The sequence below is a fragment of the Dictyobacter kobayashii genome (assembly GCF_003967555.1).
Classification (GTDB): Bacteria; Chloroflexota; Ktedonobacteria; order Ktedonobacterales; family Ktedonobacteraceae; genus Dictyobacter; species Dictyobacter kobayashii.
The window spans coordinates 1,044,251-1,056,361 of record NZ_BIFS01000001.1; the positions used below are offsets into that span (position 1 = coordinate 1,044,251).

Consider the following 12,111-nt stretch of genomic DNA (forward strand, 5'->3'; position numbering starts at 1 on the left):
TCATCAGCCATTAACCTGACCAGACGTCCGCCCGATGATACTAGAATTAAATGATGACCAGTAAAAATGCCTGAACGTCGATCTGTGTTGCGGCTTAGTTTATTTTGTGTGGCGTGTATATCTACCAGGGATCAGATCTTCTCCATCGCCACCTGCTGAGGAAGCCATGACATTGAGTAGATCAGATTTAGGATTGACGATCAACCCGTTCTCTACTGAGCGTACACCAGGAAAACTGCGTGCGATCTGTTCGGCGGCAGCTTTCTGCTCAGGTGTGCGCACGGAACCACTTAAACGTACCGCGCCCAGACGTGGATAGACACCAATAGGCAGGTCACGTGTGCGCGCGTCCCGGCCGAGAGCCATAGCCAGGTCAGCCGCCAGTGTATCATCACCAAAGAGGCGATTCTTAATTTCTAATAAACCTGGTACGCCAGAAGCCTGGTCCTCAACCATCTCACCACGGAGGGAGCTAGAGATATTGCCATCCAGGTAGAGCACGCTATCCAGTACACGATTTTTCATACCAGGAAAATCGATATGAATAGGGGTCATATCAAAGATAACATTTTCAACTTCGCGCTGTAATTCTTCATCGGTGCGATAAGCAGGCAGGGTCTGAAAGATTGGCTCTGGCACATTGATCGAGATAACGCCAGTATCAATCTTTGCAATATAATCCTGACGAATCAAGACATCCTGTCCGGCGCGCAGTGAACGCACTACGATATATGCCAGTTCGCCGGTCTGGGGATGTGCCGCGACAAGCTTCAATGTACCACGCGCGTTCGAATTAGCTTCCTGCACACTACTGCGCGCATCCAGCAAAGCACCAGTGGCCTGGCTAGTGGCGGCGTTGAGCTCATCGCGTGAAATAGAAAGTGTAATACCATTGCCAGAAGCATCTGTCACTGCTGAAAACGGCACATAGACTGTTTTGCCAAAGAAACGACCAATTTTCACACCAAGTGAAACGATCTTGCGGCTACTGGGGTCTACACCCAGCTGGGAGAGAGTTCCATCTTCGCCATCGGAGCAAAATACTTTGCCTCCAAAGTGGAACTTCTCCATTTCTGAAATGGGAGCTGATTTGTCCATCTATCGTCTAACCTCATCTTGCATACTCAAACGACCCGGCCAGAAGTCAAGCTATGTCGTTATACTAACGAGAAGTGTAGCACTTTCTACTCGTAAATGACAAGATACCTCATAATAGAATGGCTTCTATGAGGGTATCGGCCCTAAATGTAGTACGTACCGCACAAAAAGAAGAAAGACAAAGTGAGGGATGCCAGCTTATCACAAGGATTAAGCCAGCATCCCTCATGGCCTCTATTTATTTTGACTACTCCCTATTTTGAGGTAGCCCGTTTATAGCAATATCTGTCTAGTTGCGTCTCGTTGAACCTTGCTGTAGAGGATACATGGTGGCAGGTGAAACCATCGACGGCTGACGCCTGCGGCGCAAACGTTTGACGATCTTTGGCACCATAATCAGGAAGGCCAGGACAAAGAGTGCCACGACTACCAGCATGACATATGGCGCGGCAAACGAGATCAAGACACTTAAGACCATGACAATATCTTCGCCAATACTGAGGCCAATATTCAAACAGCCTGCCGTGGTGGCGGTAGAGGCCACACGCGTAGTCGCCTTGGTGGTATGGGTAACGCCAGCCACACCGGCACCCAGGGCCAGCGTCAATGGCATCCACCATGCGCTATCCATATTTTGATTGCCAGCAGCCGCGGCCACGATGGCACCGGCCACAGGTCGAATAACCGTATGGATGGCATCCCAGATGTGATCAACAACCGGGATTTTATCAGCAAACACATCAGCCAGGGTCAAGATGGCCATGACAATCATAAACCAGGGTTGAGTGATAAAAGCAAAGTGTGAATTAACGTGAAATTGCACTGGCCAGACGCGTGCAGCCACCGCTAATGATAATAGCGGCAGATAAGCATTGATGCCAGAAGCAAAGGCGAGACCATAAGATGTCCCTATATCCATAAATTATATTCCTCGTTTCAATCAGAAAAACATTGATGATGTCATAGAAGATAAACGTATCCGCTAGATTGAAATCCAAAGATACATAATAGGATATAGCTAGACGGGAATCTGGCGTCCACGAGCATCGGGAGCGCCAAAGATAGCATCGCTCAGCTCAGGGGCATAGCGTTCTACAATAGTTTCGGTGATCGCGTTGGCCTGACAGATCTCACCAAACATACTGGCACTACGGCGTGGGGTCCGCCTCTGAGTTATAGGGTCAAGCTCGATTAAGCCAAAACGCACATACCAGCCATCGTTCCATTCAAAATTATCGACCAGGGTCCAGTGAAAATAGCCACGTACCGGTATGCCATCCTGGATCGCTCGATGCAGGACTGCCAGGTGAGCCAGCAATGCAGCTGGCCGCCGATCATCCTGCCGATCGCTAAAACCATTCTCGGTAATATACAATGGCTTATTACCACGCGTGCGCTGATAGATCGATTTTAAAACCCGGTAGAGTCCCCATGGATAAATCTCGCCAAAACTATCCGACATTCCATCATCATTGCGTACAGCACGGGGACGTACAAAGCGACGTCCAAAGGCTTCGGCTGGTCTACGAGGATCAAAACGGACCATCTCACGGGTATAATAATTCACTCCATGATAATCTCTGGTGCCCGCAGCATGAACCAGAGGTGCCACCACCCGGCCAGTTGGAAAGGTAAAACGCCCGCTCTCCGCCGCCTGTAGGGCTGACCAGGTAAACATATTCTCTTGAATCGAGGCGGCACTGCGATCAAGTAGCGATATAGGGCTGGCAGGATCAAATAGCCGATAGTGCAGACAGTAGCCAATCTGCGCTTGCGGCTGAATGTCACGCATGGCATAAAAGGCTTCAACATGGGCCTGCATCAAATTGCGCAAGACCAGAAATGTACGCACCAGATCCTTTTCCCCAGGTGGGAAGACACCCATCAGGTAGCCCTGAAACGCATAGACATTGGGCTCATTAAAGGTAATCCAGAAAGCACACACATCCTGCAATGCGGCCACCACATGTTTGATATAGCGAATAAAGAAACGTAGATTCTCTTCATTCGCAAAACCGCCCCGTTCAGTAAACCAGAGGGGATCGGTAAAATGATGCAAGGTCACAACGGGGGTCAAATGCAACCGTCGCAGCTCCAACAACATGGCACGATAACGCTCTAACGCCGCCGCATCCCACTGTCCCTCCGCGGGCTCGATACGGCTCCACTCCAGGCTGAGCCGTAACGCATTATTCTCCATCTGCTCAGCCAACAAAAAATCTTGCTCTGCATGCTCCCACCAATCCGCCGCTAACCCGCAGCTATCACCACTGAGAATATGCCCTTCTTGCTCCCAGCGATACCATTGATTATTGGTATTTCCTCCCTCACACTGATAGGCGGCTGAGGCTGTACCCCACAAAAAATCACGTGGGAAACGTAAGGCGCGCTGTTGACTCATTCTAATTCTCCGTTACATAACCGATATCGAATAATACCCCAATTGTAACACGAACGGTAGAAATATCAGGATGAGAAACTCAACCAGCCCCACAGATGAGAAGGGCAGCTATGCGTCGTCACATGATGACCTGCATAGCTGCCCTTCACTGCCAGGAAGCAGAGAAAAAATTAGTCGCGGATCGAGCGAGCAGGCAAGGGGCGTACCAACGGGCTCATGACCGGCAGGTCCTTCTTGCCACGTGGCAGGCGCTGACGCACCAGGTAGTTTGGTGCATTGGCCAGATCGTTCTTCTCCAACGTCACGTCCTCTCCAAAGCGATTGAAGAAGGAGAGCTCGAAGTTCGGCGTCTCTCCCAGCGCACCGTGAGGGCATACTTCCACACAATCGCCGCAGAAGATACAGCGGTCCAGTGCGAAGGAGTAGCGAGCCAGGTAGCGCTCCGCCATCATCAGCGAGCCGGTCGGACAGACCTGGACGCAGGCGCCACAGGAGACACAGTCCGTGTCGTGCAGGCTGACATTGAAAGGCGTCGAGACAATAGTATCAAAGCCCTTGCCGAACATACCATAGCAGTCCGGTCCAATCACATCGTGGCAGACGCGTACACACTGCGTACAGTTGATGCACTTGTTGGGATCGCGCAGGATGAAGCTGTGCGAGAGATCGGTCTCGTAGTCATGGTAGTCGCTGGGCTCCCCATCGTGGAAACGATTGTCGGCCAGACCATGCTCGATGCTATACTTCTGCAGGTCACACTGTCCCGCGGCCGGGCAGGCACACTGCAGACAGCGAGCCGCCTCACGCTGGGCCTGCTCCTGCAGGTAACCCATCTCGATCAAGGCGAAGCTCTTCTCACGCTTGTCATAGGGCAACATCGGCATCTTGACCTTGGGCTCGACCGGCTTATACGGCACAATATCGAACAGGTCAGGACGGCGCTCCTCTAACTCCAGGCGGCGAGCAACCTCATTCATATCCTCACCCATCAGATAGGAGTGGATCGAACGAGCTCCTAGTTTGCCCTGGGCTACGCACTCGATAATCGTGCTGGCCCCCAGTTGGCAATCACCACCAGCGAAGACCCCCTGACGATCCGTCATGAAGTTATGGGGATTGGTCTGTACCGTTTGCCACTTACTCCATTTGATGCCAGAGGCTTCATTGATGACTTTGGTATCAACAGCCTGCCCTACCGCTGGAATGACGGTGTTACAGGCAATGGTAAACTCAGAACCTGGGATAGGGACCGGGCGACGGCGACCGCTGGCATCAGGCTCACCCTGCCTGGTGCGCTGATATTCAATACCAACCACCTTGCCATTCTCAGCCAGAATACGCTGCTGGGCCGAGCGCACCTGGAGATGGGTGCCTTCAGCGATACCATCCTCAATCTCTTCAACCGTAGCAGTCATGTCGGCACGGGTTCGATAATAAGTTGTATGTACTTTAGCGCCCAGACGTAACGAGGTACGGGTGCAGTCAAAGGTCGTGAAACCACCTCCAATCACTACCACCTCGTCCCCTTCTCTCACCGGGACCGGCTTACCCTCAACCTTATCATAGAGAAATTTGATGGCGTTAACCACGCCCTCAGCATCCTCACCAGGCACGCGCATCGACTTACTGGTCCAGCATCCGATAGCGATATACACGGCATCAAAGCCAGCCTTAAAGAGATCGTCAACCTCAAAATCTCGACCCAGTTTGACGTTCGCCTGGAAATCGATACCCATATCCCACAGTTGCTGGAACTCGCGGTCCATCATATCCTTTGGCAAGCGATACTCAGGAATGCCATAACGCAGCATACCACCAGCCTGCGGCTGCATATCGAATACTTTACAATAATGTCCACGCAAGGACAGATAATAAGCAGCAGTCAAACCCGAAGGTCCACCACCGACAACCGCTACTTTCTTACCGGTTGGTGGATCCTGCACATACGGCAAAGGTGGATCTAACAGACAGGTTTCAGCGGCATGCCCATGCATACGACAGATGGCGATCTCTTCGTCCACCAATGTACGGCGACAGGCCTTCTGACAGGGGGCAGGACAGGTCAAACCCAGTGTGAAAGGAAACGGTAAGACCTCTTTAACCAGGCGAGCTGCTTCCTTCATCGAGCCTTTAGTGATCAGCTCCAAATAGCCCGGGATATCAATATGGGTTGGACAATCGACCTGGCAAGGAGGCTGACAATAGGCATTGTGGTCTGAGAGCATCATCTCCAGATTGGTCCGGCGTAGATGGAACAGCTCATCAGAGGTGGTCGTTACAACCATTCCAGGAGAAACAGGGGTGTTACAAGAGGGCAGGGGTCGCTCAATACCTTCGATATGCACCAAGCACATACGACAAGCAGAGGTTGGCTCCAGCTTCTCATCATTGCACAAATTAGGGATATCCGTGATCCCATTGTCAATGGCCACGCTCAAAATCGTTTGACCCTCATACGCCATCAACATCTTACCATCGATGTTAACTGCAAAACTGGGATGCCCCAGTTCATTTCGCGTTATCAAGTCAACTGGTTCTGGAGGCGCGAGAGAGAACGCATCGCGTGTCACGATCGTCATAATACTGCCTCTTTTTCGTAGTTCCTAAAACAGCAGGAATAACTTCTCATCAAAATATGTCATGCAACATATCTATGTTTATACTACCTCAAGATCATTAAAACATCCAAGAGCCAAATGACTTTTTAACTATTCGCAAATATGCTACTGGTTAATCCAGCGCTCAAAAAAATGGATCACTAGCACGAGCGCATATGCCCACGTTGCGTGAAACAACACAACATTGCTTTTAATGACACTATAAAAAAACAGGACCTTGTGCAGGTCCTGTTTCCTGTATTTTATCCGTCAGGCCATTGGTCGCTGATCGAGCCACGCTTCTGTATGTATGTTTTAGAAGAAGGTGACGATACTGAAGGAAGCCATTGGGAATGGCGGTTATATCCTGATTAAAGACTGCCCATTTAGAGCCGGTATACCAGACACCAATGTTATGTTTGTTGTAGACACCACCTGTCCCACCGGGATTCCAGTTGGGAGTTGCGAAGACAAGCGCGTCTGGATTGCCATCAGTATTACCGTTGGTTATATTAGTCCAATCACCCACACTATTGGCAGTTGTCGCCTTATGCACAAAGTCCCCGTCGGAACTGTTCTTAAAAACAAGCACGTTGAAGGATGCCCCATTAGGGATAGCGGTAAGATCCTGATTAAAGATGGCCCATTTAGAGCCGGTATACCAGACACCGATGGCATGGTTATCATAGACACCACCTACGCCACCAGGATTCCAATTAGGAGTTGCGAGGACGATGGCATTGGGACTGTTATTGGCGAGGCTATTATTTAGCGCCGTCCAATCGCCTGTGCTATTAGAGGTTGTTGCCTTATGCACAAAGATGTGAGGATCTTTTGAACTGGAGAATGCATACACATTAAAGGAAGCCCCGTTAGGGATAGCGGTAAGATCCTGATTAAAGATGGCCCAGCGGGAGCCTGTATACCAGACGCCAATAGCATGGTTATCATAGACGCCACTTGTCCCAGCGGGGTTCCAGTTGGGAGTTGCGAAGACGATGGCGTTAGGATTGTCGTTGGTCACAACATTATCCAGAGTAGTCCAGTCGCCTGTGCTATTGGCAGCCGTTGCCGTATGCGTATAAATGAGCGTTTTTGCTACGGTAGCCTTACCTGGAGCTACTGGCGCTGCGCTAACCGGAGTAAGAGCCACCAACCACATGCTCACCAATAAGAGAAGGCTCACGCTACATAGAGCGATGGTAGAGCTGCCGAATGCATTGCGCTCCTGGCGCAATCTCTTTGCTCGCTCCAGATCATCTTTTTGAGATGCAATATCGTACATGACCATTTCCTTTCGGATCATTTTATCTTTATTATAAAAAAGAAAGGAAATGGCGTATCTAAGTAGCTTTCTATACTTATCATCACTTTTTTCGTGATAAGAGCATATCCACATATGTCATAAAAAAACCGGACCTTTTGCAAGGTCCGGTTTCCTGTATTTCGATCTGTTAAGCAATTAGTCGCGGATCGAGCGAGCAGGCAAGGGGCGTACCAACGGGCTCATGACCGGCAGGTCCTTCTTGCCACGTGGCAGGCGCTGACGCACCAGGTAGTTTGGTGCATTGGCCAGATCGTTCTTCTCCAACGTCACGTCCTCTCCAAAGCGATTGAAGAAGGAGAGCTCGAAGTTCGGCGTCTCTCCCAGCGCACCGTGAGGGCATACTTCCACACAGTCACCGCAGAAGATACAGCGGTCCAGTGCGAAGGAGTAGCGAGCCAGGTAGCGCTCCGCCATCATCAGCGAGCCGGTCGGACAGACCTGGACGCAGGCGCCACAGGAGACACAGTCCGTGTCATGCAGGCTGACATTGAAAGGCGTCGAGACAATGGTATCAAAGCCCTTGCCGAACATGCCATAGCAGTCCGGTCCAATCACATCGTGACAGACGCGTACACACTGCGTACAGTTGATGCACTTGTTGGGATCGCGCAGGATGAAGCTGTGCGAGAGATCGGTCTCGTAGTCATGGTAGTCGCTGGGCTCCCCATCGTGGAAACGATTGTCGGCCAGACCATGCTCGATGCTATACTTCTGCAGATCACACTGTCCCGCGGCCGGGCAGGCACACTGTAGACAGCGAGCCGCCTCACGCTGGGCCTGCTCCTGCAGGTAACCCATCTCAATCAAGGCGAAGCTCTTCTCACGCTTGTCATAGGGCAGCATCGGCATCTTGACCTTGGGCTCAACCGGCTTATACGGCACAATATCGAACAGGTCAGGACGGCGCTCCTCTAACTCCAGGCGGCGAGCAACCTCATTCATATCCTCACCCATCAGATAGGAGTGGATCGAACGAGCATTCAGTTTGCCCTGGGCTACACCTTCAATAATCGTCTTAGCACCCATCTGACAGTCACCACCGGCGAAGACACCTTCGCGATCGGTCATGAAGTTGTGGGGATTGGTCTGGATGGTCTTCCACTTGGTCCATTTAATACCAGAGGCCTCGTCGAGGACTTTGGTATCAACAGCCTGACCAATGGCCGGGATCACGGTATCACAAGGCAGAACGAATTCAGAACCAGGAACCGGAACCGGACGACGGCGACCGCTGGCATCAGGCTCACCTAGCTTATTACGCTGGAACTCAACACCAGTGACATGACCATTTTCAGAGATGACACGAGTCTGACTGACGTAAAGCTGCAAGTGCGTACCCTCAGCCTCACCGTCCTCAACCTCTTCAGTTGTGGCACCCATCTCAGTACGACCACGGCGATACATGGTATGCACTTTAGCACCCAGGCGCAGCGAGGTACGAGTACAGTCGAAAGCGGTGAAACCACCACCGATGACGATAACCTCGTCACCATCTTTCACCGGTACCGGCTTACCTTCAACCTTGTCACCCAGATAGCGGATGGCGTTAACCACGCCCTCAGCATCTTCACCAGGTACACGTAGGTCGTTACTGGTCCAACAACCAATGGCCAGGTAGACAGCGTCGAAGCCCTGCTTAAACAGCTCATCGATCGTGAAGTCGCGACCCAGTTTTACATTCGCCTGGAAATCGATACCCATATCCCACAGCTGCTGGAACTCGCGGTCCATCATATCCTTTGGCAAGCGATACTCAGGAATGCCATAGCGCAGCATACCACCAGCCTGCGGCTGCATATCGAATACCTTACAATAATGTCCACGCAAGGACAGATAATAAGCAGCAGTCAAACCCGAGGGTCCACCACCGACAACCGCTACTTTCTTACCGGTTGGTGGGTCCTGCACATACGGCAAAGGTGGATCTAACAGACAGGTTTCAGCGGCATGCCCATGCATACGACAGATGGCGATCTCTTCGTCCACCAATGTACGGCGACAAGCCTTCTGACAGGGGGCAGGACAGGTCAAACCCAGTGTGAAAGGAAACGGTAAGACCTCTTTAACCAGGCGAGCTGCTTCCTTCATCGAGCCTTTAGCGATCAGCTCCAAATAGCCCGGGATATCAATATGGGTTGGACAATCGACCTGGCAGGGAGGCTGACAATAGGCATTGTGGTCTGAGAGCATCATCTCCAGATTGGTCCGGCGTAGATGGAACAGCTCATCAGAATTCGTCGAAACCACCATTCCTGGCTCAGCAGGTGTGTTACAGGAAGGCAGAGGGCGCTCGGCACCTTCGACGTGTACCACGCACATACGACAAGCAGAGGTTGGCTCCAGCTTTTCGTCATTACACAAATTTGGGATATCCAAAATCCCATTATCAACCGCCACACTCAGGATGGTCTGGCCCTGGTAAGCTTGCATTGTCTTACCATCAATGGTCAACGTAAAACTGGGATGCCCCACCTCATTACGCACCATTGGAGGCTGCGCAGCCTGAGTTGCTAATGAGAAATTATCTCGGATTGATATAGCCATGTACTACTTCCTCTTCCGAAGCTCCTAGGATCTAACTACGGCAGAACGTGCTTCGTCACAAAACGGTGGGCACGAACTGGAATGCATGTGCCGGTGGGGCAACGCAGTTCCTGAATATGCATTGTAAAATGCTCGGGCCAATAGCGTTTGGCAGTTTTCAAAGGATTGGTTGCCTGCACGCCAAAGCCACATAATGAGCCATTAGGCACATAATCTGCAAATTCATCCAGCACATCGAGATCCCCATTAACACCGAGATCGCTCACAATCCCTTCGAGGATACCCGTAATACGCTTGACCCTAAACGACAGGGAACACATTTACCACAAGACTCTTTGGTGAGATAGGCGCTACGATCCATTGCCCAGGACACCATGCAGGTATCGGAGGGCAGCAGTTCGATGATGCCAGAGCCAACGATGACACCCGCCTCTTCCAGCGGATCAAAGTCGTAGGCTGTATCCAGCGAAGCCAGGGGCAAGGCGCCACCTTCAGCTCCACCGACAACAATAGCACTCGCATCACTTTCAGTGGGAGTCAGTCCGGCATGGGCCAGAATCTCACGCAATGTGGCACCAAATGGAACTTCAACCAGCTTTGGCTCGCTGCTGGGCGATGCATAGATGGTCAAAACTTTTGTGCCACCGGTTGTAGCAGAACCAACACTGGCAAATGCGGCCGCGCCCTCGCGAACGATGTACGGTACATTGACCAATGTCTCAATTGAGTTAATCGCTGTTGGCTTGTCCCATAGACCATACTGTGCAGGGAATGGAGGACGCTGCTCAGGCATACCACGACGACCCTTGATCAGTGCCATCTGTACGGTCTCTTCACCGCCCATGAAACCCATTTCCGCGCCGAGCACAGTAATATTACAAGAAAAATCAGTGCTGAGAATATCTCGCCCGACGAGATTGGCCTCGACAGCCTCTTGCACAGCCTGCTGAATAGCGGCATTGGCAGCTGCTGCGGTACTGCGTGTGAAAAGATATGCCTCTGTCGCACCTACTGCATAGGCGGCCAGGAGAATGCCTTCGATAACCTGATGAGGATTTTGCTCCAGCAAGGTTCGAGCCGCCAGGGAGCGGCTATCGGCATCGTAAGCATTACAAATAACGTACTTCTGTTCATCTTCTGACTGCCGCGTAATACGCCATTTTTCACCGGTTAAGCGACCGGCCCCCCACGGCCACGCAATTTTGCGTCAATGACCTGCTGATTCACCTGCTCGGGGACAGTCCACGAAGAGCTTTTTCCAAAGCAGCATATCCGCCGCTATTGCGATACGCGCTTAATGAGCGTACGTCAGCGCCGGTGGCGTGCTGCAAGAGACGATAAGATTGTTCAAAATTAGGCATCTGGCTGCCTCACATGATTAATATTTCCCCAGACACCACGCTTGCTCGAAGCCAGTCCACGCTCCGGTTGGTCATCACGAGTAATGCCCTTGACAGCGGGTGCGGGTTTAAATTTCGGACTCATAGTTGCGATACCAAAGATATCGCTCAGATCGACGCCACGAGCCTGGACAATACGCTTGGCTGCTTGCAATGGGAAGTACCCATAGATATCCATCACTGCATCTAGCAGGCCAGGAAGTGCACCGGCTTCTTGCGACCAGGTTGCCAGCAGGGTATCAACCTTGCTCAGATCAATCTCTGGCTCCAGGTAATCTTTGACCGGCATGGCCACACAGGGAGTCACTGGTTTGTTAAAGTAATCCACCGCATACTCAGAGATACGCGTCTTGTAGAATCCTGCACGTGATGAACCAGTAGCCGGAGCCAGTTTACGTGGGGTAAACTTCTCAGCACCTTCACGAACATATGACTTAAACCAGGGGCGGTCTTTCCACTCATGGAGAGGCTCATATTCAATCGTGATAGCACGAGGAGGGCAGGCTTTCTCACAAAGGAGGCAGGCTTCACATTTCAGATTGAACTCGGTCTTCAGACCTTCCTGTGCGATCAATTGAATCAAACCACGGCTGCGCGGTGGCAGTTTGGGCTTCTCATAAGGATAGAGCCGGGTAACCTTTGGCCGAAACATATGGCTAAAGGTTAGACCCATACCTTCCAGAATACCACGCATACACTATACCTCGATTTCCTTCTCGCCGCGCACTTTCAGACCTTGTTTGG

General features: G+C 51.4%; 7 protein-coding genes and 1 pseudogene. All 8 read right to left on the bottom strand.

Translation table 11 applies throughout. From position 1 onward, the window contains the following. Positions 1-99: 99 nt before the first annotated feature. Complete coding sequence (locus tag EL645_RS04640; protein ID WP_126548937.1) at positions 100-1,098, bottom strand: BON domain-containing protein; 999 nt, start codon at positions 1,096-1,098, stop codon at positions 100-102. A 289-nt stretch (positions 1,099-1,387) separates the two neighbouring features. After that, positions 1,388-2,017, bottom strand: coding sequence for a DUF4126 domain-containing protein (locus EL645_RS04645; RefSeq protein WP_126548938.1), 630 nt, complete (start codon positions 2,015-2,017; stop codon positions 1,388-1,390). Between the two features lie 99 nt (positions 2,018-2,116). Then, entirely contained in the window at positions 2,117-3,499 is a 1,383-nt protein-coding gene (locus EL645_RS04650) for a glycoside hydrolase family 1 protein (protein WP_126548939.1), read from the bottom strand. A gap of 170 nt (positions 3,500-3,669) precedes the next feature. Beyond that, positions 3,670-6,078 carry an FAD-dependent oxidoreductase gene (locus tag EL645_RS04655; RefSeq protein WP_126548940.1) on the bottom strand — a complete coding sequence of 803 codons (2,409 nt, stop codon included), beginning with the start codon at positions 6,076-6,078 and terminating at the stop codon, positions 3,670-3,672. A gap of 238 nt (positions 6,079-6,316) precedes the next feature. Continuing rightward, positions 6,317-7,381: a DUF7452 domain-containing protein gene (locus EL645_RS04660; RefSeq protein WP_126548941.1), complete on the bottom strand. Its 1,065-nt coding sequence runs from the start codon at positions 7,379-7,381 to the stop codon at positions 6,317-6,319. 177 nt (positions 7,382-7,558) lie between these two features. Continuing rightward, a complete protein-coding gene (locus tag EL645_RS04665) occupies positions 7,559-9,967 on the bottom strand; it encodes an FAD-dependent oxidoreductase (protein WP_126548942.1) in 2,409 nt (802 codons plus the stop codon). Between the two features lie 35 nt (positions 9,968-10,002). Beyond that, positions 10,003-11,168, bottom strand: a pseudogene (locus EL645_RS04675) (NADH-ubiquinone oxidoreductase-F iron-sulfur binding region domain-containing protein). Between the two features lie 152 nt (positions 11,169-11,320). Next, entirely contained in the window at positions 11,321-12,061 is a 741-nt protein-coding gene (locus tag EL645_RS04680; RefSeq protein WP_126548945.1) for a hypothetical protein, read from the bottom strand. Between the last annotated feature and the right edge of the window lie 50 nt (positions 12,062-12,111).

Coding starts and splice junctions, on each gene's coding strand:
- EL645_RS04640 (WP_126548937.1), bottom strand. CDS start 1,098: ATGGACAAATCAGCTCCCATTTCAGAAATGGAGAAGTTCCACTTTGGA.
- EL645_RS04650 (WP_126548939.1), bottom strand. CDS start 3,499: ATGAGTCAACAGCGCGCCTTACGTTTCCCACGTGATTTTTTGTGGGGT.
- EL645_RS04645 (WP_126548938.1), bottom strand. CDS start 2,017: ATGGATATAGGGACATCTTATGGTCTCGCCTTTGCTTCTGGCATCAAT.
- EL645_RS04660 (WP_126548941.1), bottom strand. CDS start 7,381: ATGTACGATATTGCATCTCAAAAAGATGATCTGGAGCGAGCAAAGAGA.
- EL645_RS04665 (WP_126548942.1), bottom strand. CDS start 9,967: ATGGCTATATCAATCCGAGATAATTTCTCATTAGCAACTCAGGCTGCG.
- EL645_RS04655 (WP_126548940.1), bottom strand. CDS start 6,078: ATGACGATCGTGACACGCGATGCGTTCTCTCTCGCGCCTCCAGAACCA.
- EL645_RS04680 (WP_126548945.1), bottom strand. CDS start 12,061: ATGCGTGGTATTCTGGAAGGTATGGGTCTAACCTTTAGCCATATGTTT.